The sequence below is a fragment of the Micromonospora luteifusca genome (assembly GCF_016907275.1).
GTDB classification, from domain to species: Bacteria; Actinomycetota; Actinomycetes; order Mycobacteriales; family Micromonosporaceae; genus Micromonospora; species Micromonospora luteifusca.
Genome location: NZ_JAFBBP010000001.1, coordinates 2855224 through 2879298 on the forward strand (window position 1 = coordinate 2855224; position 24075 = coordinate 2879298).

18 protein-coding genes are annotated in these 24075 nt (G+C 71.8%); 9 read left to right on the plus strand and 9 right to left on the minus strand.

Features of this window, described 5'->3' with window-relative positions; translation table 11 throughout:
• The 4 genes from JOD64_RS12760 to JOD64_RS12775 all read left to right on the plus strand — a co-directional run bounded on the left by JOD64_RS12760 (position 1) and on the right by JOD64_RS12775 (position 4388).
• Positions 1-2049: an MFS transporter gene (locus JOD64_RS12760; protein ID WP_239559494.1), complete on the plus strand. Its 2049-nt coding sequence runs from the start codon at positions 1-3 to the stop codon at positions 2047-2049.
• Positions 2046-2603: a hypothetical protein gene (locus JOD64_RS12765; RefSeq protein ID WP_204942432.1), complete on the plus strand. Its 558-nt coding sequence runs from the start codon at positions 2046-2048 to the stop codon at positions 2601-2603. The genes JOD64_RS12760 and JOD64_RS12765 overlap by 4 nt, the downstream gene beginning before the upstream one ends.
• Before the next feature lie 71 nt (positions 2604-2674).
• Entirely contained in the window at positions 2675-3775 is a 1101-nt protein-coding gene (locus tag JOD64_RS12770; protein WP_239560735.1) for a M23 family metallopeptidase, read from the plus strand.
• A gap of 13 nt (positions 3776-3788) precedes the next feature.
• Entirely contained in the window at positions 3789-4388 is a 600-nt protein-coding gene (locus tag JOD64_RS12775; RefSeq protein ID WP_204942433.1) for a hypothetical protein, read from the plus strand.
• Positions 4389-4394: 6 nt separating this feature from the next.
• Here JOD64_RS12775 and JOD64_RS12780 read toward each other — a convergent pair whose 3' ends face one another.
• Positions 4395-4949: a hypothetical protein gene (locus tag JOD64_RS12780; RefSeq protein ID WP_307813931.1), complete on the minus strand. Its 555-nt coding sequence runs from the start codon at positions 4947-4949 to the stop codon at positions 4395-4397.
• Between the two features lie 192 nt (positions 4950-5141).
• Here JOD64_RS12780 and JOD64_RS12785 point away from each other — a divergent pair, with 192 nt between their 5' ends.
• Together JOD64_RS12785 and JOD64_RS12790 are read left to right on the plus strand one after the other, a co-directional pair.
• Positions 5142-7703 (plus strand): FtsK/SpoIIIE domain-containing protein, encoded by a 2562-nt coding sequence (locus tag JOD64_RS12785; protein WP_204942435.1) that lies wholly within the window; start codon positions 5142-5144, stop codon positions 7701-7703.
• 28 nt (positions 7704-7731) lie between these two features.
• Positions 7732-8451: a hypothetical protein gene (locus JOD64_RS12790; protein ID WP_204942436.1), complete on the plus strand. Its 720-nt coding sequence runs from the start codon at positions 7732-7734 to the stop codon at positions 8449-8451.
• An 87-nt stretch (positions 8452-8538) separates the two neighbouring features.
• Here JOD64_RS12790 and folE read toward each other — a convergent pair whose 3' ends face one another.
• From folE to JOD64_RS12810, 4 genes are all read right to left on the minus strand, one after another.
• Positions 8539-9204 (minus strand): GTP cyclohydrolase I FolE, encoded by a 666-nt coding sequence (folE, locus tag JOD64_RS12795; RefSeq protein ID WP_110563700.1) that lies wholly within the window; start codon positions 9202-9204, stop codon positions 8539-8541.
• Between the two features lie 35 nt (positions 9205-9239).
• Positions 9240-11255, minus strand: coding sequence for an ATP-dependent zinc metalloprotease FtsH (gene ftsH, locus JOD64_RS12800; RefSeq protein WP_204942437.1), 2016 nt, complete (start codon positions 11253-11255; stop codon positions 9240-9242).
• Positions 11256-11785: 530 nt separating this feature from the next.
• The gene (gene hpt / locus JOD64_RS12805) at positions 11786-12361 is read right to left on the minus strand and encodes a hypoxanthine phosphoribosyltransferase (protein ID WP_204942438.1); all 576 of its coding nucleotides are present in this window, start codon (positions 12359-12361) and stop codon (positions 11786-11788) included.
• A 100-nt stretch (positions 12362-12461) separates the two neighbouring features.
• On the minus strand, positions 12462-12707 hold the full coding sequence (locus tag JOD64_RS12810; protein ID WP_204946373.1) for a hypothetical protein: 246 nt from the start codon (positions 12705-12707) through the stop codon (positions 12462-12464).
• 42 nt (positions 12708-12749) lie between these two features.
• Here JOD64_RS12810 and JOD64_RS12815 point away from each other — a divergent pair, with 42 nt between their 5' ends.
• Positions 12750-13712: a GlxA family transcriptional regulator gene (locus JOD64_RS12815; RefSeq protein ID WP_204942439.1), complete on the plus strand. Its 963-nt coding sequence runs from the start codon at positions 12750-12752 to the stop codon at positions 13710-13712.
• 23 nt (positions 13713-13735) lie between these two features.
• On the opposite strand, the gene tilS is transcribed toward JOD64_RS12815, so the two are convergent.
• The 3 genes from tilS to dacB form a co-directional block, all read right to left on the minus strand.
• Positions 13736-14728, minus strand: coding sequence for a tRNA lysidine(34) synthetase TilS (tilS, locus tag JOD64_RS12820; RefSeq protein ID WP_204942440.1), 993 nt, complete (start codon positions 14726-14728; stop codon positions 13736-13738).
• Positions 14729-14738: 10 nt separating this feature from the next.
• Complete coding sequence (locus JOD64_RS12825; protein WP_204942441.1) at positions 14739-15809, minus strand: Rv3626c family coenzyme F420 biosynthesis-associated protein; 1071 nt, start codon at positions 15807-15809, stop codon at positions 14739-14741.
• An 81-nt stretch (positions 15810-15890) separates the two neighbouring features.
• Complete coding sequence (gene dacB, locus JOD64_RS12830) at positions 15891-17369, minus strand: D-alanyl-D-alanine carboxypeptidase/D-alanyl-D-alanine endopeptidase (protein ID WP_372434242.1); 1479 nt, start codon at positions 17367-17369, stop codon at positions 15891-15893.
• Positions 17370-17981: 612 nt separating this feature from the next.
• Between dacB and JOD64_RS12835 the strand changes: the two genes are divergently transcribed.
• Positions 17982-18488, plus strand: a complete 507-nt coding sequence (locus JOD64_RS12835; RefSeq protein ID WP_109816465.1) for an inorganic diphosphatase — start codon at positions 17982-17984, stop codon at positions 18486-18488.
• Positions 18489-18519: 31 nt separating this feature from the next.
• Here JOD64_RS12835 and eccD read toward each other — a convergent pair whose 3' ends face one another.
• Positions 18520-19923, minus strand: a complete 1404-nt coding sequence (gene eccD / locus JOD64_RS12840) for a type VII secretion integral membrane protein EccD (RefSeq protein ID WP_204942442.1) — start codon at positions 19921-19923, stop codon at positions 18520-18522.
• Between the two features lie 100 nt (positions 19924-20023).
• Here eccD and eccCa point away from each other — a divergent pair, with 100 nt between their 5' ends.
• On the plus strand, positions 20024-24007 hold the full coding sequence (eccCa, locus tag JOD64_RS12845; protein ID WP_204942443.1) for a type VII secretion protein EccCa: 3984 nt from the start codon (positions 20024-20026) through the stop codon (positions 24005-24007).
• The last annotated feature ends 68 nt before the right edge of the window (positions 24008-24075 follow it).

The window sequence follows — 24075 nt, forward strand, 5'->3', positions numbered from 1 at the left end:
ATGGCTAGGGCCTGGGTCAGGGTCCTCGGTCGAGCCGAGGCGGAGTCCAGGCGGCGTCCGCCAAGGCGCAGGCCGGCCGAGGGCCGTGACCCAGGCCCCGGGGCCCGGGCAAGGATCACGTCGTTCCTGCTCACCCTCGGCGTACTGGCCGTGGCCACCCTCAGCTGGCCGCTGATCGGTGCAGAGGCCGCAGCCGCCGCACCTCCCGCCGCGCAGGCCCGCGCCGACCTCTGCACAACCGCAGAGTGGCAGGCCGACTTCCGGGCCTGCGTAGGAAAGCTCAAGAAGGTGAGCGAGGCGGAAATTGACTGCCGAAAGCCGCCCGTGCCGTCCACCCCGGATTCCGGCCTAGCCGGCTGGTTCGCCTCCCGCCCGGAATCTTCCAAGTTGCCTGGGCCAAAAGGCATCTACAGCGACTACGGCTATGGCGGTTACAGCTTCAACACGTACGACGTGGAGGGTGGTTGTGCCTCCACCGTTCTTCACCCGGACTACAAGTTCACCACCACAGTCGCCAACGGCGAGCTCATGATGGCCACGGCGGTGGTGGGCGCCTCGAACGCGATGCGGGAGCGGGCTTGGGATCCCCGCTCGATGTGGGACTGGGCCGACCCGTTGGTCGAGAAAGCCACAAAAGCCGTATACCAGAAGGTATTCAGTGTGTTCGGCATCATCACGCTTTGCGTGGTGGGCCTTTACCTGCTTTGGCGCTCGCGCCAGTCGGACATGAGCAATGCGATGACCACGGCCGGTTGGGCGTTGCTGGTGATGGTGGCCGTCACCGCGCTGGCCGCCTGGCCGGTTAAGTCGGCGAACATCGCCGACGGCACCCTGATCACCTCTCTCGGCGTCGTGCACGACGCCATAGGCCCGGCGTCCAGGGACATCCCAAGCGACAAGTGCGTACTCCCTAATCCGGATGCCTGTGTCGACAAGCGACCACCGGCGGTCCGGGCCAGTGACACCGCGACCGAATCAATGCTCTACCGCAACTGGCTCCGCGGTGTGCTCGGCTCAGCCGACAGCGAGACCGCCAAGAAGTACGGCCGGGCACTTTACGACGCTAAGTCACTTAGCTGGGGTGAGGCAGAATCAATCCGCTCCAATCCCGCCACTCGTGATGTAGTCATCAAGGCTAAGCAGCAGCAGTGGATGACGGTTGCAGAGCAGATTGAGACCGAGGACCCGGAGGCGTATGAGTTTCTGGTGGGCACCCGCGACATGGACCGAATCGGCTCTGGGTTCATCGCGGTGCTCGCGGCCGTGCTCTTCGCAATGTTCGACCTCACCGCGTCGGTGTTGGTGCTGCTCGGCTTCCTGATCTTCCGGTGGGCGGTGATCGCGGCACCCATCCTGGGTACGGTCGGTCTGCTCCGGCCGGCCAGCGCCGGGCTGCGGCGGTTGGCGAATGCCGTGGTCGCCGCAGTCTTCAACATCGCCATCTTCGGCACCGGGGCGGCCATCTACCTGTTCGCGGTCGACCTGATCATGAGCACCCCCACCCTGGCCGGTTGGCTCCAGGTGGTGCTGGTCTGGCTGTGCGGTGTGGTCGGCTGGCTGCTGCTACGGCCGTACCGGCGGATCACCCAGCTTGGCGGCAAGGACAGCAGCGAGGCGGTCAGCTCGGCCGGGTCCTGGCACCGCCGGTTCTTCCGTGACATGCGGACCGCCGCACGACTCGATGTGGCGGAGCCGGGTGGCACGGCAGAGCCGGTAGGCGGACGTCGCCGGTCGCCGGACGCGGAGCAGACCCGGCTGCGCCCGGAGGCGCGTAGGGAAGATCCGGTTTCGACACGGACCGCACCGGTCGAGGGCGGACGCACCGACAGCGGCCGACCAGACGGCCGGGAACGCACCGATGAGACGCCGACGGAGAAGACGCGCGGCCGTGGTCGCCCGGTCGCTCCCCAGCCCCGGCGGCGACAGCCGGCGACGTGGACCGAGCCAGACGTGCCGGCTGAGAACCCGTCGTTCGTGGTGTACCGGCCGGGCTCCACCGAGCGTGCGCCGGACCGCACCGGACCACGGGTGCGCTCAGAGGCTCGGTGACGGCATTGCGACGGGCCCTGGAGTTCCTCTTCACCCGGGCACTGCGGTCCCGGCTGGGGGTGGCGCTGGTGATCGCGGTGCTCATCTTCGGCGTAATCGGGGCGGCTCGGCTGGTCTCCGATCCGGCAGACCCGGGGGACGGGTTGAGCAGCCGGCCGAACCGGCCGATCACCACCGTGGACCCTACAGCCGGCGACGACGGCGTGCTTTCCAGCGAGGCCGCCCCCTCACCGGTGACGTCGCCCGGTGCTCGCACGCCTGAGCAGACCGCCGAACAATTCGCTGCAGCCTGGCTCGGCCGCCCCGGAATCACCGCCAAGGAGTGGCAGGCAGGCCTGCGGCCGTTGTCCACGCCGGCCCTTACGGAGAAACTGATTGGTGCCGACCCAGCAGGAGTGCCAGCCAAGAAGCTCACCGGTCCCCTGACGATGCGGGAGCGGACTGAAGCGTTCGTCGAACTGGAGATTCCCCTCGACGCCGGCCGACTCCGGCTTGAGCTGGTGGCCTCCAGTGAAGGATGGCTGGTCGACGTGTTGGACTGGGAGCGGCCGTGAACGACGTTGGTAGCGCCACAGCCCCCCGCCGGTCCCTCCGGCTCGGTGTAATCGCCACAGCGCTCACCGGGATGCTGTTCCTGTTGTGCTGCACCGGCGGCACCGCAGCGTTCTTCCTCACTGGGCTCGGTGGCGACGGCGAGGACGGGGACTCCTTGGCAGGCATGGGCTGCGGCCCGATTCGTCCGGTGGACATCGCTGGCGAGCTACCACGGTTCACCGAGTACGGCGACGCGCAGGTCCGCAACGCGGCGATCATCATCAAGGTCGGCCAGGACCTGGGAGTACCCACGCGCGGCTGGGTGATCGCCCTGGCCACCGCGATGCAGGAGTCCGCCCTGCGCAACCTGGCGAATAGCAGGGTCCCGGAGTCTCTGGCCCTGCCGCATGAGGGCGTCGGCGCCGACCACGACTCCCTGGGTCTGTTCCAGCAGCGACCGGGATGGGGCTCGATCGCCGAGCGATTGACCCCCGCCTACACGGCCCGGAAGTTCTACGAGAAGCTGGTCAAGGTGCCGAGCTGGCAGCGTCGTCCGCTGAGTGTGGTGGCGCAGCAGGTTCAGATCAGCGCGTACCCGGATGCGTACGCCAAGCACGAGGAGTTGGCGAGCAAGCTCGTGGACGCGCTGGCCGGCGGTGCGGCCCGCACCGTCGAGATCAACGGTAAGGCGGTGTGCAATGCGGCCGAGCGTGGTGAGATCGCCGCGTCCGGCTGGACCGCGCCAATCTCCGGCGACGTCGGCTCCGGATTCCGGACCGCTGACCGGCCCAGCCACAACGGGGTGGACATCGGCGCGGCCAAGGGCACCGAGATCCGTGCCGCGGCCGCCGGTCGGGTGCTGGTCGCCCGTTGCGACCCGGACGACCGTGGGCGGCGGGACTGCGACGTGGACGGGTACCCCGGCAAGGGCGGCTGCGGCTGGTTCGTCGACCTGCTGCACGCCGGCGGCTACATCACCCGCTACTGCCACATGGTGGTCCAGCCCCGGGTGACACCCAATCAGATCGTGCCCGCCGGCGAGGTGATCGGGCAGGTCGGTAGTAGCGGCAACTCGTCCGGCCCACACCTGCACTTCGAGGTACACCTGCGCAACGACCGGTCCAGCCGGGGCGCGATAGACCCGATTCCGTTCATGCGCGAGCGGGGCGCCCCGCTGCGCGCCGCGGAGTGAGACCGCCACCGATATGACCGGACCGATGCCGGACCCGTTCGCCGACCAACCCGACTGGGCACCTCGGCCACCCCGCCCGTTGGCCATCGTTCCCGCCACCGAGCGCGTGGAGTTGCGCGGGCGACGCGTACTGGTCGGTCTGCCCGGGCTGGGTTGGCGGGGTGACCTGCGCGCGGACGACCGGGTGGTGCAGGGCGCCCGGACCTACGTGCCGGTGATCCCCGAGCACGAGTGGTACCGGGCCGAGGCCGACCAGGTCGAGGTTTTCGCGCCGCTGGTGCCGGTGGAGCGGGTCTGGGTGGAGACGGTCGGCAGTCGGTCAGGGTCGGAGGGCAACCGCGAGACCGGCATCCGGTTGGTCTCGCTGGACGGTCCGGCACACCGGACCCCCACACCCGTCTTCGAGGCGGACGCCGTCACCGGGCGCCGGGTGGTGCACGTCGAGGGCGGTCTGGAGCACCGCGACCTACGAGCCGTCACCGAGACCTACTCGGGTGCCGAAGGGGACATCTGCGTGCGGATCACGCCCGAGGTGGAGTGGTATCGGTGGGCCTGGCGCGGCCAGTCACCCACCACGTTGGAGGTCCCGGTCCACCTGCTTTGGATCGAGTGAATCCGCTCAAGATCGCTCGGCTTTACACACCCGCCAGCCGTCTTGGTGCCGCGCCTCAAAGCGCCAACGCTGGCGATCGCTCTGCGATATGCCATCGACAAAGGCCGAGAGGATGAGGTCGACTTCAACGTTGGCGCGGTCGCCCTGCCGCTGAACATCGAAACTCTCCCAACTCGTTGAGATCTTCGTGCTGAAGCGTTTTTCACGCGCTACCAGATCGTCTCGAAGAAGCCGCATTTCGTTGAAATCTGCACCGCTCTGACAGACGAACTCGTTCGCTCTCGCGTCGTTGCGGTCCGATAGGAAGGACTGGATGTAACTAGCCACCGCCACATCCGGAGTGCTGCGGTCCGGGGCGGCGGCGCGGTTGTACAGCACATAGCCCGCGATGAAACCGCCGAGGCAGAGCACTGCGAGCACCCCGGCGACGACCGTGAGCACCGTCCTCATTCGGCGGCGTGGCGGCTGTGGCTCCGGCGTTACCGGGGCCGGCGGCAGTTGCTCGGACGGTGTCCGTTGGGCCGGTACGCGGGAGACCTGGGAACCGGCGGGGGGCTGCACTGATTCCACCTCCTGAAGTTATCGGCTGGACGCCTCGGAGCCAATGCCTCAGATCGAGCGGATCGTGACGGACCCCTCCCCACTGGTGAGATCCACGACATCACCGACGCACCGCCGTGGCACCTCCCGGAGGAGCAGCCTCGGCTGGGATACCGTTCTGCTCGGGGAGGGGTTGCCAACCTCGCAGAGGGGGTGGATGCGGTGGCCGGGCCGAAGGCACGCACGAACCGCGCCGCAGCCCTGCATCGCCGGGCAGCTGCCGTCGCGACCGCTGCCACCACGATCCTGGACGAGACCCGACCGGTGCCGGCCGACCAGCGCCGCCAGTACGAGTTGGCCGATCGCCTCCGGGCGGTTGCGGCACGGCTGGCCCCGGGCTGGTCGGGCGCCGCATTGGACTCGCTCACCGTGGACTCTCCGGCGGGCGACGGCCCGCCGCCGTTCGTCCGGGTCGGCACGGCGGCACCGTTGGACGACGCCCGCTTTCCCGCGTTGGTGCCGCTGGTGGGCACCGGTCATCTGAGCGTGGACGCCGACGCCCGGGAGCCGCGGGTGGCGGGGTTGCTTCGGGCCGTACTTCTGCGGTTGCTGGGTGCGGCACCGGCGGGTGCCCTGCTGATCCGCGCGGTCGATGCCACCGGCGCGGCGCTGGCCCCGTTCGGGGCGCTCGCTGATGCGGGCCTGCTGCCGCCGCCGGCGGTGGACGTGGCGGGTCTGCGGGCGGTGCTGACGGAGGCGGAGCAATGGGTCACGCCGGGGGCGAGTGGGCGACGCCGCCACGATCGCACGCTGTTGCTGGTGGTCGCCGCGCTACCGGAGTCGACTGGCTCGACCGATCTGGCGCGGATCGAGGCGCTGGCCGAGCAGGGGCCGGCCGCGGGGCTGCACCTGGTGGTGGCCGGGTGGCCGCCCGCCGGCCCGTACGCGGCCCGGGCGCCGCTGCCGCACACGACGCCGTTGGCGTTGCGCAACGCGTACGCGTTGCTCGGTGATCCGCCCGGGGCGTCCTTCGCCAGCCCGGGCGCGGATCCGCCGGGTGGATTGAACTCACCGGTCTTCGTTGAGGCGGATCCGCCGGCCGAGCTGGTCGACGCGGTCTGTCGGCGGCTCGCCGAGCAGGTGGAGGCTGGCTCACGGTTGGGGTTGGCGGCTCTGCTGCCGCCGACGGGTGAGCGGCTGTGGGAATCGGATTCCGCAGGCGGGCTGACCACCACGGTCGGTGATGCCGGAGGCCGGTCGGTGCCGCTGGGCTTCACCGAGCTGACCCCGCACTGGCTGGTCAGTGGTCGGTCCGCGGGTGGTCGCGCGGCGTTCCTGACCACCGCGCTGCTCGGCCTGGCCGCCCGGTACGGCCCGGACGACCTGGCGCTCTACCTGGTGGACCTCGGTGACGGTGAGTCGTTCGTTGAGTTCCTGCAGACCGAGCGGGACCGGTCGTGGATCCCGCAGGTGCGTGCGGCCGCGATGGCAGCCGACCGGGAGTACGTCCGGGACCTGCTCGACGAGTTGACGGCCGAGGTGCAGCGCCGGGCGGAGGCAGGAGCGCGGGCTGGCGGGCAACGCTTCGCGGAGTTGCGTCAGCACCAGCCGCTGCCCCGGATCGTCTGTGTGTTGGACAATGTGCCGCTGCTCTTCGCGGAGCGGGACCGGCTGGCCACTGAGGTGGCCGCCCAGTTGGACGGGCTGGCTCGGGCCGGGCGGGCGTACGGCGTGCACCTGGTGTTGGCGGGCGCGGGCGAGTTGGGGTTGAGTGCCCGCGCGGATGCCGGTCATCGGGATTCGGTGCTGGGGCAGTTTCCGGTGCGGGTGGCGCTGCCGGGCGGCAGTCCGGTCCTGGAGCCGACGAACGACTCGGCTGCGGGCCTGCCGGTGGGCAGCGCGGTGGTGAACACCGCCGGCGGCCTCGGCGGCCCACGGGGTGCGACCCGAGGCCACGAACGGTTGATCCGGCACCCCGACCCGCAGGACCACCCGACGGTGGTGGAGGAGTTGCGGCACGAGCTGTGGGCGGCCCGGCCGGCCGGGTCGGTGCCGCCGGTGGTCTTCGCCGGGTACGCCCGCCCTCTGCTGGGCAACGATCCGCGGCACCGGGCCGCCTTGGCGGGGCAGGCGCACGGGCCGGCGGCCCTGCTGGGTCGCGCGGTGGACGTGGCCCGATCGACGGTCGCCGTACCGTTGGGGCCTGCGGCGGGCCGCAACCTGGCGGTGCTCGGGTCGGGTGCGGCGGCGGGTGGGCTGCTGGCAACGGCAGCCCGGAGCACCGCGGACCACCATGCGCCGGGCACCGCCCGCTTCCTGTTGGCCGCACCGGACCCGGGGGCCCGACCGTTGGCCGAGGCGTTGACGGCCGAGTTGGCGACCCGGCATCCGGCCGAGATGGTGGATTTGCCGACGCTGCTCGCGGACGGCGACGACGAACTACCGACGTATCTGGTGGTCTTCGGACTGGACCGGCCGGGCCCTCGCGAGCTGCCGGTGGACCGGCTGCGTGCGCTGCTGCGGGACGGACCACCGGCGGGCAGGCACCTGCTGGGTTGGTGGCGTGCGGTGCCGCCGTTCGCCGCGCTGCTGGAGCCGGAGGGCGAGGTCGACAAGCTGGCCGCCGTGGCCGTGCTGGACGTGCCGGTCGCGCAGCTGGCTGCGGTCTTCGGCCGGTCGATGGAGTGGCGGGCTCGCCCCGATCGGGCGGTGCTCTGGGACGGTCCGGACGAGCGGGGCACGGTTCTGGTGCCGTTCGCCGATGAGGCCGGGTGATCTGGTGACGCGGGCGGGGGGTGTCGAGATGGTTCCGAAGGCGACGGTGACCGGGCCGGGTCGACAGCGGCCCGCCGCGGCGAGCGGGGACACCACGCCAGCGGCGGTCGAGCCCAGCACGGTCTGGGCGGAATACCTGGCCGCAGCCCGCCAGCTCGACGGGGTGCGCCGCAGCGCGGCTGCCGCCGCCGGTGAGCAGGCCCGGTCTGCGGAGGCTGCCCGGGAGGAGCTGACGGTGGTCCGGACCGGGCTGGCGAGCCAGCAGGAACGGCTGCGTGAGTTGGGCGTACCGGCGATTTCCCTGGTGCCGTCGCCACCGGAGCTGACTGAGGCGTCCCGGTCGATGGCGGGCGGCCCGGCAGCGGTGCTGGCGGCGCTGCGGGTCGCGCGGGGCCGGGCCGAGGCGGCGGACGCGGCCCTGGCCGCGCGCCGCCGGTTCCGGCCGGGGTCCTGGCCCGCGCGGGCGCGCAACCTTCTGGTGTACGGGCCGTTGGCGCTGCTGGTGCCGTTGATCCAGGTCGTGGTGTACGCGACTACGGGGGTGGGGCCGGCCAGCGTGGCGGCGCTGATCTGCGGGCTGCCGATGCCGGCGGTCGCGTTCGTGGCCGGCTGGGTGGGTGTTGGGCGGTTGTTCCGCGTCAGCCCCGTTGAGCGGCTGGACCGTACGGTGCGTTTCGGCGCTCTGGTGTGCCTGGTGCCGGCGGTGCTGGTCACGGCAGGTCTGCTGCTGGCCCTGCTCGCCGGCTGACCCGCCCCGGCTGTTCGAAAGTGCCGGTCGGAACGGAACGGCCGGCCGCCCCGCGAGGGAGTCGACCGGCCGTGGTGCAGCGGGATGTCAGCGGGGGATGATCAACGCCATCGCCTCGGAGCGGGACTTCGAGTCCGTCTGAAGGATGCCGCGTACCGCTGAGGTGATGGTCTTGGCACCGGATTTCTGGATGCCGCGCATGGCCATGCACATGTGCTCGCACTCCAGCACGACGACGACGCCGCGTGGGGCGAGTTTGCTCATCAGCAGGTCGGCGACCTGCGAGGTGAGCCGCTCCTGCACCTGGGGCCGGCGGGCGAAGACCTCGACCAGTCGGGCCAGCTTGGACAGGCCGGTGATCCGTCCGTCCGGGCCGGGGATGTAGCCGATGTGCGCGCTGCCTCGGAACGGCAGCAGGTGGTGCTCACAGAGGCTCATCACGTCGATGTCCCGGACGATCACCAGCTCTTCGTGGTTGGCCTCGAAGGTGGTGCTGAGCACCTGCGCCGGGTCGACCCGCAGGCCGGCGAACAGCTCGGCGTACGCGCGGGCCACCCGGGCCGGGGTCTGCTGGAGCCCGTCGCGGTCCGGGTCCTCGCCGACCGCGATGAGGATCTCCCGGACGGCCTTCTCGATCCGGCCCAGGTCGACGGCATCCTCGACCGGGCGGCCGGTCAGTTTGCCGCTGATCAGCCGAGCGGCCACGTAGTCCAGTTCGTCGTCGCCGTCGGGCTCTGTCGCGGAGACGGCCAGCTCCCGGTGCGGGGAGCTGGCCGTCGGGTCGTTGCTCAGTGTGCGCCGTCCGAGTTGTTGGACGGCGCCCCGCCGACCGACGCCTGCGCGCCGTCAGCCTGGGCCTGCGCCTTGAGCTTGTCCTTCTCCGTAGGGGTGAGCACGGGCGGCTCGGTGGAGGGCTGCCGCTTGCCGAAGCCGTTGTACGGTGCCAGCGGCGGGCGCTTGACCACCCGGGAGCAGATCCGCGCCATGTCGGCGGTGGAGAGGGTCTCCTTCTCCATCAGCTCGAGCACGATGTTGTCCAGGACGTCCCGGTATTCCACCAGGATCTCCCAGGCCTCGTCGTGCGCCAGCTCGACCAGTGCCCGCATCTCGCCGTCGATCTCGGCGGCGACCGAGTCCGAGTAGTCCCGCTCGTGGCCCATGTTGCGGCCGAGGAACGGCTCGTCCCCGCTGGTGCCGTACTTGATCGCGCCGAGCTTGGAGCTCATGCCGTACTGGGTGATCATCGCGCGGGCCAGTTGGGTGGCCTTCTCGATGTCGTTGCCGGCACCGGTGGTGGGCTCGTGGAAGACCAGCTCCTCGGCGGCCCGACCACCCAGCGCGTACGCCAGGGTGTCGATCATCTCGGCGCGGGTCTGGGTGTACTTGTCCTCGGTCGGGAGCACCAGGGTGTGGCCCAGTGAACGGCCACGGGACAGGATCGTCACCTTGTGCACCGGCGCGGCGTGCGGCAGCGCCCAGGCGACCAGCGCGTGCCCACCCTCGTGGTACGCGGTGATCTTCTTTTCCTGGTCGCTCATCACGCGGGTCCGTCGCTGCGGACCTGCGATCACCCGGTCGATCGACTCTTCCAGCGAGTCGTTGGAGATCGCCCGCTGGTCCTTACGGGCGGTGAGCAGGGCCGACTCGTTGATCACGTTGGCCAGGTCCGCGCCGCTGAAGCCCGGGGTGCGCCGTGCCACCGCGTCGAGGTCGACGTCGGGGGTGAACGGCTTGCCCTTGGCGTGCACCCGCAGGACGGCCTTGCGGCCCTCCATGTCGGGGGCGTCCACCGGGATCTGCCGGTCGAACCGGCCCGGGCGCAGCAGCGCCGGGTCGAGGATGTCCGGCCGGTTGGTGGCGGCGATCAGGATGACCCCGCCCTTGGTGTCGAAGCCGTCCATCTCGACGAGCAGCTGGTTGAGCGTCTGCTCGCGCTCGTCGTGACCGCCGCCCATGCCGGCGCCGCGGTGGCGACCGACGGCGTCGATCTCGTCGACGAAGACGATCGCCGGGGCGTTCGTCTTGGCCTGCTCGAAGAGGTCGCGGACCCGGCTGGCGCCGACACCGACGAACATCTCCACGAAATCGGAGCCGGAGATGGAGTAGAACGGCACCCCGGCCTCGCCGGCGACCGCGCGGGCCAGCAGCGTCTTGCCGGTGCCGGGCGGGCCGAACAGCAGCACGCCCTTCGGGATCTTGGCGCCCAGGGCCTGGTACTTCGCGGGGTTCTGCAGGAAGTCCTTGATCTCGTGCAGTTCCTCGACGGCCTCATCGGCACCCGCGACGTCCTCGAAGGTCGTCTTCGGAGTGTCCTTGGTGATCATCTTCGCCTTGGACTTGCCGAAGTTGAGCACCCGGGAGCCGCCACCCTGCATCTGCGACATGAAGAACAGCAGCAGGAGGACGAGCAACGCGATCGGCAGCAGGTTGACCAGCAGGCTCACCCAGATGCTGTCCGACGAAACCTTGGCGTCGGCCGGGCCGGTGACCCGGTTGGCCGACTTGGCGTCCAGCACCTCGTTCCAGATCTGGTCGCCGACCTGGTACGGGAACTGAGCCTCGATCTTGTTGGTTTCGGTCTTACCGAACTTGGTCTTCTGCGCCAGGTCCAGCTGGAGCGTCTGCTCCTTGTCCTGGAAGACCACCTTGTTGATCTTGGCGGTGTGGAGCTGATCGAGCGCAACGGAAGTGTCCACGCGGTGGTAGCTGGGACCAGCGGTGAACAGCTGACTGAGCACAACGGCGCCGAGGATGACCAGGATGATCCAGACCACCGGTCGGCGGAAGAAACGCGTACGTTCCATACTGTTGTCGAGCGCCGGAGCGCCCGCATCCTCCTGATCGACGTCCTGACCGTCTGATGGTGTTGCCGCGTGAGCGGCGGCCGGAGCCGCCGTGCGGGCCGGCCTCGACCCCGAAGCGCGAAAACTGCCGCGCCGCGGTCATTCGACGGTACACCGTGTACGCGAGGAGTGAGCTTGCGAGCCCCGCAGTCGTGCACCATCAAAATCACCATGTACGCGAGGCGTGAGCTTGCGAGCCCCGCACTCGGCACGCCTTGGAGATCGACGGCACGCACCGTGGGCAGGCCCACCAGCCCCGCAACGAACGTACGACGGGTCCGGGTAGAAGCCGGCGTGGCGGGGAGTCCGGCCCGGCCACCTGTTCGCCCGGTCACGCGGTCGAGGGGGTCGGGCGCGGAGTTTCCTCCACGTCACCGGGGTCCACGGTAACCGCAACACCTGAGAGCGCGCTGAACGTCGGCTTGATGGATGCCGATGCGAGTCGACCTCACGCCGCCCGCCGGGCCCACCCCGACCGAGCGGGTCGGGCGTCAGGAGCGGGCGTAGACCTCGGGCTTGAGCACCCCGACGTAGGGCAACTCCCGGTAGCGCTCATCGAAGTCCAGGCCGTAGCCGACCACGAACTCGGTGGGGATGTCGAAGCCGACGTACTTCACCGGAACCGGCACCTTGACCGCGTCCGGCTTGCGGAACAACGCGACGACCTCGACGCTCGCCGCCGAACGAGACTCGAGGTAGCGCAGCAGCCAGGAGAGCGTGAGCCCGGAGTCGACGATGTCCTCGATGACCACCACGTGCCGGCCGGCGATGTCCCGATCGAGGTCCTTGAGGATGCGGACCACACCGGAGGAGGTGGTGCCCTGGCCGTAGGACGAGATGGCCATGAAGTCAAGCTCGGCCGGCGGGCCGTTGCGGCCCAACGCCCGGGCGAAGTCCGCCATGAACATCACCGCACCCTTGAGTACGCATACCAGCAGCAAACCGTCGCCCACGTGGGCGTAGTCGGCGGAGACCTGCTTGGCCAGCTCCGCCGTCTTCTCGCGGATCTGCGCCTCGGAGATGATCACGTGGTCGATGTCGGCGTCGTACCAGGAGCCGTCAGCCATGACTCCTAGCCTGCCGTACGTCGGATGGCCCCCGTCGGCGGGGCCGCACCTTTTGGCGCGGTCCCGCCAGGGATTTTCCGGGCAAATAATGCTAATCACATCAATTGGTGCAGGACCGCCAGCGGCGGCCGTCGTCGCTGGGCTTCCAGTCGGCCGAATCGTGACTGTCGGCGGTGAGGCCAGCAGCCGAAGCGGCGATGAGCAGGGCGAGGAAGAGAAGGAAGAGCAGGAACTCCATGGCGGCGCTCGCTTTCGCATGATTGCTGTCGGTTTCGCCGCCGGTGCGCACCGGACTGAACCCAGTCTGCGACCACTCGCATCGACCGGACAGTGGCAGGAATGCCATTGGGCATCGATTTACTGCCACCTGTCGGGTTACCCTCGTCACATGCTCCGGTCCGTCGCCGTCCTCGCCCTCGACCAGGTCGCTCCGTTCGAGCTCGGCGTGCTCGCCGAGGTGTTCGGCACCGACCGGACCGCCGACGGCTTCCCCGGCTACCGCTTCCAGGTGTGCAGCCCCGACGGCGCTCCCGTGCGTACCTCGTCCGGCTTCCACCTCACCCCGAACGCCGACCTCGGCCCGGTCGACGAGGCCGACCTGGTGGCCATCCCCGCGCACAGCCAGGGCACCACAGTTCCGGGCCCGGTGCTCGACGCGCTGCGCCGGGCCGACGCGCGCGGCGCGTACCTGTTCAGCGTCTGCTCCGGCGCCTTCCTGCTCGGCGAGGCCGGGCTGCTCGACGACCGGGAATGCACGACCCACTGGCGGTACGTGGACGAGTTGCAACGCCGCCACCCGCGTGCCCGGGTGCGCTGCAACTCGCTCTACGTCCAGGACGGGCGGCTGCTCACCAGTGCCGGCACGGCGGCCGGCATCGACGCCTGCCTGCACCTGATCCGCCAGGAGCACGGCTCGGCCACGGCGACCAGGCTGGCCCGGCGGATGGTGGTCCCGCCACACCGCGACGGCGGCCAGTCCCAGTACGTCGAGGCGCCCATCCCGAAGGCACCCGAGGCGCCCACCCTGGAGCCGGTGCTGGAGTGGCTGATGGGTCACCTGGACCGGACGATCACGGTGGAGGAGTTGGCCGCGCGCGCCGGCATGGCACCGCGTACGTTCGCCCGCCGGTTCCGGGCCGAGACCGGGACCACCCCGCACGACTGGCTCACCAACCAGCGGGTGCTGCTCGCCCGGCGGCTGCTCGAGGAGACCCCGTTGAGCGTGGAGGCGGTCGCCGACCAGGCCGGCTTCGGCGACGCCGCGGCGCTACGCCACCACTTCAGCCGCCGAGTCGGCGCCACCCCACACAGTTACCGGACCACATTCCGGGACCGGGCGCACAGCGGCTGAGACCAGCAGACCCGACGGGACGCTCAGGTGGGCTCCACCGGCGTCAACCGGTCAGCTCGACGAAGCACCCGGACACCCCCGGGCAGATCGGTCGGGCCCTGACCACGCCAATCGGCGACCAGGGCGTCCAGGGCAGTGACGTGTCGGTGCGACAGCGCGCCCGGCACCGCGCCCAACTCCCGCGCCCAGCTGTGCAGCACCCGGCCGCGCACCGCGGGAACCAGGCCGACCAGCCCCGACACGGAGAGCCCTCCGCCGGGACACCGAGCCGCCGCCAGCGCCGTCGCGGCCAACTCGTCGAGCGCGGCGTTGTCGGCCGCCACCAGCCGGGCGGTACGCGCGAGGTTGTCCACCACGCCGGGGCCCAGCGCCCGCACCAGCGCCGGCAGCAGGTCGGCTCGTACCCGGGAGCGCGCGTACGACGGATCGGTGTTGTGGGGGTCCTGCCACGGGCTCAGCCCGAGCGCGGCACACGCGGCGCGCGTCTGCTCCCGACCGATCTCCAGCAATGGCCGCAGCAGCGGCACCCCGTCCAGGTCCCGGCGGGCCGGCATCCCGGCCAGCCCGCGGGGGCCGGCACCGCGGGCAAGCGCGAGCAGCACCGTCTCCGCCTGGTCGTCGCGGGTGTGCCCGGTGAGCACCGCGACCGCGTCCTGCTGCCGGGCCACCTCGGTCAACGCCTCGTAGCGGGCCTCCCGGGCGGCCGCCTCCGGACCTCCCGGACGCCCGGCCACCTGCACCCGCACCACGGTCGCCGACGCGAACCCGGCCCCACCGGCCCACCTGGCCACCGCCTCGGCGCGCTCCGCGGAGCCGTCCTGCAGGCCGTGGTCGACTGTGACGAGCGCCGCGGCGCGGCCCAGCCGAGGCGCCACGAACACGGTGGCTGCGGCGAGGGCGAGCGAATCGGCGCCACCGGAGCAGGCGACCAGCACCGGCCCGTCGGACGGCACACCGGTCAGTGCACGGCGGACCGCGACCCGGATCGCGGCCACCGGCGGGGCGAGCGCGGCCACCGGCGGGTGGTCAGCCAGCGGCCGGGATGGTGCCGGCCGGGCCGTGCACCCGGGCCACCCAGGCATCCGGGTCACCCAACTCCGACAGCCTGGGGAGGGTGAGCGGCGAGTTGAAGATCGAGTTGAACCCGTCCATACCGACCCGCTCGACCACACCGTGCACGAACTTGCGCCCCTCGGCGTACTGACGCATCTTGACGTCCACCCCGAGCAACCGGCGGATCGCCTTCTCCAGCGGGTTACCCGCCTCCCGGCGACGGTTGAACGACGCCCGGATCCGCTCCACGCTCGGAATCACCTGCGGGCCGACGCCGTCCATGACGAACTCGGCGTGCCCCTCCAGCAGGGTCATCAACGCGGTGAGCCGGTCGAGCACGGCCCGCTGCGCCGGGGTCTGCACGATGTCCAGCACGCTGGTGCGGCTGTCCGGGTCACGGATCGCGTCGGAGAGCGTCGCCACCCCGCGCCGCAGCCGCTCGATGAGATGCTCGCTCCCGCTGGACGAGGCGTCGACGAAGGCCTGCACCTCGCTGAGGAAGTACGCCCGCATCCACGGGACGGCGGTGAACTGGGTCCGGTGGGTGACCTCGTGCAGGCACACCCAGAGCCGGAAGTCCCGCGGGTCGGCGCCGAGCTTGCGCTCCACCTCGACGATGTTCGGTGCGACAAGCAGCAGCTGGCCCGGCTCAGCCGAGAAGACCTCGTACTGGCCGAGCACCCGGCCGGAAAGGTAGGCCAGCACGGTCCCGGCCTGCACCCCGGTCAGCCGAGACCCGATCGCCTCGGTCAACGCGCCCGGCTGCTTGTCGCCGGAGAGCCGGCTCACCAGCGGGGTGATCACCTCGCGAAGACCGGCGATGTTGGTCGCGGCCCAGTCGCGCCGATCGACCACCCGGACCGGCGGATGCGCCACCTGCGCCCGCAACCCCGTGTAGTCGGCCACGTGCCCGGCCGCCTCGTCGGTCAGCCGACGCAGGTCGCCGACCACGTCGGTGGCCTCGGCGTACGACACCCGAGGGCCCGACTTGCTCAACGCCCCCGCGGTGGCGGCGGCCAGATCCCAGTCCACGAACTGCGCCATGGACCCACCGTACCCGCGCCGCGACACCCCGACCCGGGCTCGCGCCGCCGATCGACGCCGGTGGGGAGCCGGGAGCCCTCGTCAGCGGCAGCCGCAGCCGGCCAACGCGGCGGCGATCCGGTCCAGTGCGGGCTGGGCCGTTTCCTTCCCGCCCGGCACCTGGTCGGTGAGCACCGCGAAGGTGAGCAGCCGACCATCAGCGGTGGTGACCAGGCCCGCAATGGCATGCACGGCGGTCAGTGTGCCGGTCTTGGCCCGGACGCTGCCGGCACCGGCGGCGGTGCCGGGGGTGTTGCGGTAACGCTCGTTCAGGGTCCCGGACCAGGCGCCCACCGGCAGGCCACCGAAGACGCCGGCCAACTCCGGATGGTCCGGGCTGGCCGCCAGTCGGATCAGGTCGGTCAGCAACGACGGGCTGATCCGGTTACGGCGGGACAGCCCGCTGCCGTCGGAGAGGGTGATCTCGTCGGCGGGCAGGCCCAGCTCGGCCACCTCGGCGTCCATCGCGGCGGCACCCCCGTCGAACGAGGCCGGCTGGTTGCGCGCCAGCGCGACCTGACGGGCCAGCGCCTCGGCCACCAGGTTGTCACTCTCGCTGATCATGATGTCGACCATCCGGATCATCGGCGGAGACTGCACAACGCCCAGTTCGGTGCCCGGTGCCGGGGTGCCACCGGCTGCGGCCGGCGCCGGGGCCGTGCCACGCTTCACAGCGTTGGCCGGCACGCCGAGCAGCCGGGCGAACGACCGACCGGCCGCCAGGTCCGGCTCGCTGAACCGATCCGCGGCCCCGTGCTCGACGCCCGGGTCCCTGCGCGCGCCGTCGGTCATCAACGCGGTCACCGCGCCGCCAGATCCACCGGTGGGGATGTCGGGGTCCCAGCCCGGGCCGTAGACCGGGCCGGAGTAGACCGAGCCGTCGACGGTGACACTGGTCGGGGCGGTGCCGCCGAGCGCGGTACGTACCTGGGCGGCCAGATCGTCGAGACGCGCCGCCCCCGGGTAGTAGCCCTTCTTGTCGATCGCGACGGTGGGATCGCCGCCCCCGATGATCACCACCTCGCCGGCCTTCGCGCCGGCCACCGCGCGAGTCGGGATCCGGTAGCCAGGTCCACGGGCTGCCAACACGGTCACCGCGGTCGCCAACTTGGTCACCGAGGCGGGCACGGTGCCGTCGTCAGCGCCCTTGTCGAACAATGTCTGGCCGGTGATCACATCGGCCACCGAGACGTTCACCCGGTCACCCAGGGCGGAGACCCCGACCAGCGGGTCGAGCACCGCACGAACCCCGTCCGGGGTGGGCAACGCGGCGTTCGGGTCCGGGCCGGGCAGCACGTCCGACGGGTTGGGCTCCGGGGCCACGCCAACCGCATTCGGCGCGGAACCGGCGTCGTCGCCCAGCCAGCCGGCGACCGGACCGGGCCGGGTGACGACGACTCCTACGCCGGCGAGCACCAGCAGCAGGACGACGGCCAACACCACCGGCAGCCGCCGCCGACGGCGCGGTGTGACGGGCGCGGGTGCCGGCCCGGCGTCGCCGGGCGCGGGCAGTGCGGAGATCGGCGGACCCAGCGGTGGAACCCGGCCGGGGTCGCCCGGACCGGGGCCCGACGGGCCGGTCGGTGCCGGGCTGACCGGAACCGAAGCGCTGCCGCGCGACGGACCGCCCGAGGCGGGGCCGACCGGAACCGAAGCGCTCCCACGCGACGGACCGCCCGGGGCGGGGCCGACCGGAACGGAGGCGCTGCTGCGCGACGGACCGCTCACCGGCCGGTCGCCACCGACCACCGGAAAGCGACCCGGGTTCGGGCTGGGCGGGGGCGACCCGGTCGGCGGGCGCCAGGGCAGCGGCGGGGGCCTCTCGGGCGTCCTCCCCGAGGCTGGGTTCACTGGCTCGGGGCCCCGTGGGAGGTGGGCGTCGGGCACCGGGACCCGCCCCGTCGCACCGCCGGTTCCGGATCGTCCGGTACCGTGCGCGGAGCCCCCGTCCGGGCGGTAGTGTGAATCTTCCCTCCCCACGACCCCCTCCTCCCCCAGCAAAAATCGGCTTGGGTGACACTACTTCGGTCCGAAGACTATGCGGTGGCCGGAGTCGGCGGGTGGGCATTCACCTGTCCGGAGGGGCCGCCAGTGGTTCCGTTAGCCAGCGTGGGCAGACGAGGGAGCGTGCACATGGATTTCGACGTGACGGTTGAGATCCCCAAGGGTCACCGGAACAAGTACGAGGTGGACCACAAGACCGGCCGGATCCGGCTGGATCGCACCCTCTTCACCTCCACCCAGTACCCGGCCGACTACGGGTTCATCGAGGGCACCCTGGGCGAGGACGGCGACCCGCTGGACGCGCTGGTGCTGGTCCCCGAACCGACCTTCCCGGGCTGTCTGATCCGCTGCCGCACCATCGGCATGTTCCGGATGACGGACGAGAAGGGCGGGGACGACAAGGTCCTCTGCGTGCCCTACGAGGACCCGCGCCAGGAGCACCTGCGCGACATCCACCACCTGGGCGAGTTCGACCGCCTGGAGATCCAGCACTTCTTCGAGGTGTACAAGGACCTGGAGCCCGGCAAGTCGGTGGAGGGCGCCACCTGGGTCGGCCGCACCGAGGCCGAGGCCGAGATCCACGCCTCCTACCAGCGGGCCAGGGACGCCGAGGCGCGCGGCGAATCCGCCCACTGACAACCGCTGACGCACCGGGCCCGAGGGCCGCTCAACCGAGCAGCCCTCGGGCCCGGTCGTACAGGTCGAGCACCGCGCAGGCGATCGGCACCACGGCGACCACCAGGGCCGTGTCGGTCAGATCCGCGACCCTCCCGAGGTACGGCGAGACCGGCCGGCGGGCGTATGCGGTGCCGCTGGCCGCAGCAACCAGGGCCAGCGCCGCACCACCCAGGACCAGCGCCAGGCGTCCCGCGTCGTCGGCCCGGCCGACCAGCACCGCGCCCAGCACCGCGTAACCGGCCAGCCCGGCGAGCACCGTCGGCACCCGGTGTCGCAGCGCCACGAAGAGCCGCGACCGCAGCAGAAGCACCGCCGAGGTCACCGCGACCAGCACCCGACCGGCCGTTCCACCAGCAATCCCGAGTACGACCGTCGAGGCCACCACCAGCAGGGCGTGCCCGATCAACATCCCGGTGAGCATCTCCTCGGTGCGGGTCACCGCGGCGTGTACCCGGCTTCGGTCCGGCAGATCCCGGGCCCGCTCCGGCTCTTCCGCGGATGTCGAGGCCGGCAGGGTGATGGGCGGCAAGGGCAACTTGCCCAGCCGGATGGCCAGCAGCGGGATCACGCCGACCGCGAAGGCCAGTGCGCTGAGCAGCACCGCGGCCGTGCCGGCGGAGGTCAGCAGCAGCCCACCGAGCGCTGCCCCGGCGCCGATCAGGCCGACCGTGACACCAGCCACGAAGACCCGCAGCCGGCTGGCCACCCCGAGCAGGCCGATCAGCGCCACCAGCAGCAGCGCCACCGAGCCGGCCAGCAGCTCGGGCGCCCCCACCCAGCGGGCCGGCCCGAACGGCCCGACCGGGTCGCCGGAGCCGACCGCGAGGGCGCCGGCCGTGAACGCGTACGGCAGCGCGTAACCGCCGAGCGTCGCCCCGGCGGCACCGTCGCCGTTGGCGCGGGAGGCCACCGTGCCGGCCACGGTGAGCACCAGCGCCACCACAGCAGCCGCCAGCCAGCCGGCGCGGTGCGTCGGGCCGCCGGCGAGCAGGGCGAGCAGCCCGACGAAGAGCGGCACGGCGGCGCCGGCCAGACCGGCGGCCCGGGTGGCGGTGGGCGACCAGGCGCCACCGCGGCGGCGGGCACCGTCGGCGATCGCCTCGACCACGTCGTCGTACTCCAGCTCGGGCCAGTGCGCGCGGGCCGGCACAAGGTGCAGCACCTCACCGTCGCGGACCCCCTGCGGCAGCAGCGCCTGAGCGGTCACCAACAGTGCGCCGTCGGTGCGGCGGAGCACCCAACCGCCGTGCTGCTCGCCGTCGTCGGCCAGCCCGACACCGGCGTGCCGGAGCACGTCGGGCAGCAGCTCGGCCAGGGGCACCTGCTCCGGCAGGGCGACGTCCACCCGTCGTTGCGGCGCGCTGATGGTGACGCGGGCCAGCCCGGTTGTCATCGACTGATCTCCATATCGAAGGGATCGGAGGCTGCGCGGACGACAGGACTTTACCTACCATGAGCCAGGCTCGGGTTACCCAGCGCTGTCAGGAGGCCGAGTGTCCACCGTCGTCATCAAGCGCCCGCCGCGTCGACCGGCGCCGGAGATCCCCGCCGGCGAACTGCCGGTCGAGGCGCCGCCGGAGATCCCCGTGGTGACCGGCGGGCGGTGGCAGCAGATGCTCATGCTGCTGCCGATGCTCGGGGGCACGGTGGCGATGGCGATGATGTTCGGCCGGGGCGGCGGTGCCTACTCGTACGTGGTGGGCGGAATGTTCGGGCTCTCCTCGTTGGCGATGCTGGTGACGTCGTGGGGCAGCGCCTCCGGCACCCCGAAGAAGTCCGAGATGATGGCCGCCCGCAGGGAGTACCTGCGCCACCTGGCCACGCTGCGGCGCAGGGTCCGCCGGACCGCTGGACAGCAGCGGGCCGGGCTCTACTACCGGCACCCGGACCCGGGCGGGCTCTGGTCGACCGTGGACAGCCACCGGGTCTGGGAGCGGCGCCCCGCCGACCCCGATTTCGCGGTGGTGCGGGTCGCCGTCGGGCCACAGACCCTGGCCACCCCGCTCGTTCCACCGGTCACCCGGCCACTGGAGGAGCTGGAGCCGATGACCGCCGGGGCGCTGCGCCGCTTCCTGGACGCGTACTCCGTGGTGCCGGACCTGCCGGTGGCCCTGTCGCTGCGCAGCTTCGCCCGCGTGCACGTGCGGCCGGCCGGCCGGACCGGGAGCGGCACCCCGACCAGCGCCGGGCCACCCACCGGCGACCCGGCCGCGCAGGCGCTGGCCCGGGCGGTGCTGACCCAACTGGCGGTCTTCCATGCCCCCGACGAGCTGCTCGTCGCGGTCTGCGCCGGCCCGGAACGCCGGGCCTGCTGGGAGTGGGTGAAATGGCTCCCGCACGCCCACCACCCCGGCCGCACCGACGCGCTCGGCCCGGTACGCCTGGTCACCAGCTCCGCCGCCGAGTTGGAGCGGCTGCTGGGCGACGTGCTGGCCAGCCGGTCCCGGTTCAGCCCGGCCGGCCCCGCCACCGACGGCCCGCACGTGGTGGTGGTCCTCGACGGCGGCGACCTGACCGGTGCCAGCGACCTGACTGGTGACGGCGGTATCGACGCGGTCACCGTGCTGGACCTGGACACCCCGGCGCCACGGCTGCTCGACCGGTACGCGCTGCTGCTCGAGTTGCACGGCCGGCGGCTGCACTCCTGGTCGTCCGAGGGGCACGCCGAGGTGGGCATCGCCGACCAGCTCGACCTCGCCGACGCCGAGGCGGTCGCCCGACGGTTGGCGCCGCTGCGGCTCGCCGGCGCGGCCCGCGGACCCGACGCCCCGCTCCAGACCGACCTGGGCCTGCCCGAGCTGCTGGGTCTCGGTGACCCGGAGGGCTACACGGCCGAACAGGGCTGGCTCCCGCGCTCGGCACGCGACCGGCTGCGGGTGCCGATCGGGGTGGGCGCGGACGGCGGTGCCATCGAGCTGGACCTCAAGGAGTCCGCCCAGGACGGGATGGGCCCGCACGGCCTGCTCATCGGGGCGACCGGTTCCGGCAAGTCCGAGCTGCTCCGCACGCTGGTGCTGGGGCTGGCCGTCACGCACAGCTCCGAGCAGCTCAACTTCGTGCTTGTCGACTTCAAGGGTGGCGCCACCTTCGCCTCGTTCGACAAACTGCCGCACACCGCAGCCGTGATCACCAACCTGGCCGACGCGTTGCCCCTGGTCGACCGGATGGTCGACGCGATCAACGGGGAACTCGTCCGCCGCCAGGAGCTGCTGCGACGCGCCGGCAACTTCGCCAGCGTGCGGGACTACGAACGGGCCCGGGCGGCCGGCAGCCCACTGGCCCCGCTGCCGTCGCTGCTGCTGATCTGCGACGAATTCTCCGAACTGCTCTCCGCCAAGCCCGACTTCATCGACCTGTTCGTGCAGATCGGCCGGCTGGGTCGGTCCCTCGGTGTGCACCTGCTCCTCGCCAGCCAACGGCTGGAGGAGGGACGACTCCGTGGGCTGGACACCCACCTGTCGTACCGGATCGGTCTGCGAACCTTCTCCGCGCTGGAGTCCCGCACCGTGCTCGGGGTGGCGGACGCGCACGAGCTGCCCCGCTCGCCGGGCCACGGCTACCTGCGCGCCGGCACCGACCCACTGGCCCGGTTCAAGGCCGCGTACGTCTCGGGTGCCGTCCGACGTCGGGCCGCGACGACCGGCGTGAGCGCCGAGGGAGGCGCGCGACTGCTCACCTTCACCACCCACGTCGTGCCGGTGCCCGAGCCGGCGATCCCGGTCGCGCCCGTCGTGGCGGAGGACGAGGGCCGAGAGACACTGCTCGACCTGTTGGTGGACCGGCTCGTCGGGCAGGGCCCGCCAGCGCACCAGGTCTGGCTCCCGCCGCTCGGTCAACCACCGGCCCTGGACGAGTTGCTCGGCCCGGTGGAGGTGGACCCGAAGCGCGGGCTCACCGTGGGCAACCCGGAATTGCACGGCGCGCTCGGAGTGCCACTCGCCATCGTGGACAAGCCGTTGGAGCAGCGCCGGGACCTGCTCTGGCTGGCGCTGGACGGCGCCGCCGGGCACGTCGCGGTGGTCGGTGCGCCGCAGAGCGGCAAATCCACCGCGCTGCGTACGCTGATCTGCGCACTGGCACTCACCCACACCCCGGCCGAGGTGCAGGTCTACTGTCTCGACTTCGGTGGCGGCGGGCTGGCCGCCCTGCGCGACCTCCCGCACGTCGGCGGGGTGACCGGTCGGGCCGACCCGACCGCCGTACGACGCACCGTCGGCGAGATGACCACCCTGCTGGCGGATCGGGAACGCCGCTTCGCGGAGCTGGGCGTGGAGTCGATGGCCGCGTACCGGCAGCGACGGAACGCGGCGGCGACGACCAACCAGCCGGGCCACGATCCGTTCGGTGACGTGTTCCTGGTGATCGACGGTTGGAGCACGGTCCGCGGCGAGTACGACGACCTGGAGCCGCTGGTCACCGACCTGGCCACCCGAGGGCTGTCGTACGGGCTGCACGTGGTCGCCGCGGCGCTGCGTTGGCTGGACTTCCGTCCGGCGATCCGGGACCTGTTCGGCTCGCGGTTGGAGTTGCGCCTCGGCGACCCGTCCGACTCGCTGGTGGCCCGTCGTGCGGCCGCGAACGTGCCGGAGCGCTCCGGCCGAGGGGTGACCGCGGAGGGGCTGCACTTCCTCACCGCGTTGCCCCAACTCGCCGCCGCCAGCGGGGACACCGCCGACCTGGTCAAACGAGCCGCCGACGGGTGGGCGGGTCATCCGGCGCCCCGGGTCCGGCTGCTCCCGCCGGTGCTGCCGTACGCCGATCTGGACCTCGCCGCGACGACCGGGCTGCGGTTGCCGATCGGGATCGCGGAGGCGGACCTGCGCCCGGTGCTGCTCGACTTCGCCAGCGAGCCACACTTCGTGGTCTTCGGGGACTCGGAGTGCGGCAAGTCCTCGTTCCTGCGTGCGCTGGCCACGTCGATCGTCACCCGGTTCACGCCCGAGCAGGCCCGGGTGATCCTGGTCGACTACCGGCGCAGCCTGCTCGGCGCCATCGAGACGCCACACCTGATCGGGTACGGCACCGCCGCGGCGCGCACCGCCGACCTGGTCGAGTCGGCCGCCGGTTATCTGGAGCGGCGCGCACCCGGGCCGGAGGTCACCCCGCAACAGTTGCGGGAGCGGTCCTGGTGGACCGGACCGGAGCTGTTCGTACTGGTGGACGACTACGACCTGGTGGCGGCCGGGCCGGCGAACCCGTTGCGTGCGCTGGAGGAGCACCTGCCGCATGCTCGGGACGTCGGGCTGCACCTGGTGCTGGCCCGCCGGTCCGGCGGCGCGGGCCGCGCCCAGTACGAGCCGATCGTGCAGCGGCTGCGGGAGTTGTCCACCGCCGGTCTGGTGATGGCGGGCAGCCCGGAGGAGGGCGCACTCGTCGGTCCGGTGCGGCCTGGGCCGCTGCCGCCGGGTCGCGGTCGGCTGGTCACCCGACGCGAGGGCGTACGCCTCGTTCAGCTCGCACAACTGCCGCCACAATGACCTGACTCGCCGGTTCTTCCCGTGACGGGTGGGGAAACCGGTAATCTCCGATCGTCATGGTTCCGTCG

Excerpts from the sequence above, each read along its gene's own strand:
- JOD64_RS12790 (WP_204942436.1), top strand. The coding sequence starts at position 7,732 with ATGGTTCCGAAGGCGACGGTGACCGGGCCGGGTCGACAGCGGCCCGCC.
- hpt (WP_204942438.1), bottom strand. The coding sequence starts at position 12,361 with ATGGCTGACGGCTCCTGGTACGACGCCGACATCGACCACGTGATCATC.
- JOD64_RS12815 (WP_204942439.1), top strand. The coding sequence starts at position 12,750 with ATGCTCCGGTCCGTCGCCGTCCTCGCCCTCGACCAGGTCGCTCCGTTC.
- JOD64_RS12770 (WP_239560735.1), top strand. The coding sequence starts at position 2,675 with ATGCTGTTCCTGTTGTGCTGCACCGGCGGCACCGCAGCGTTCTTCCTC.
- JOD64_RS12760 (WP_239559494.1), top strand. The coding sequence starts at position 1 with ATGGCTAGGGCCTGGGTCAGGGTCCTCGGTCGAGCCGAGGCGGAGTCC.
- JOD64_RS12825 (WP_204942441.1), bottom strand. The coding sequence starts at position 15,809 with ATGGCGCAGTTCGTGGACTGGGATCTGGCCGCCGCCACCGCGGGGGCG.
- ftsH (WP_204942437.1), bottom strand. The coding sequence starts at position 11,255 with ATGGAACGTACGCGTTTCTTCCGCCGACCGGTGGTCTGGATCATCCTG.
- JOD64_RS12775 (WP_204942433.1), top strand. The coding sequence starts at position 3,789 with ATGACCGGACCGATGCCGGACCCGTTCGCCGACCAACCCGACTGGGCA.
- eccD (WP_204942442.1), bottom strand. The coding sequence starts at position 19,923 with ATGACAACCGGGCTGGCCCGCGTCACCATCAGCGCGCCGCAACGACGG.
- JOD64_RS12835 (WP_109816465.1), top strand. The coding sequence starts at position 17,982 with ATGGATTTCGACGTGACGGTTGAGATCCCCAAGGGTCACCGGAACAAG.
- JOD64_RS12810 (WP_204946373.1), bottom strand. The coding sequence starts at position 12,707 with ATGGCATTCCTGCCACTGTCCGGTCGATGCGAGTGGTCGCAGACTGGG.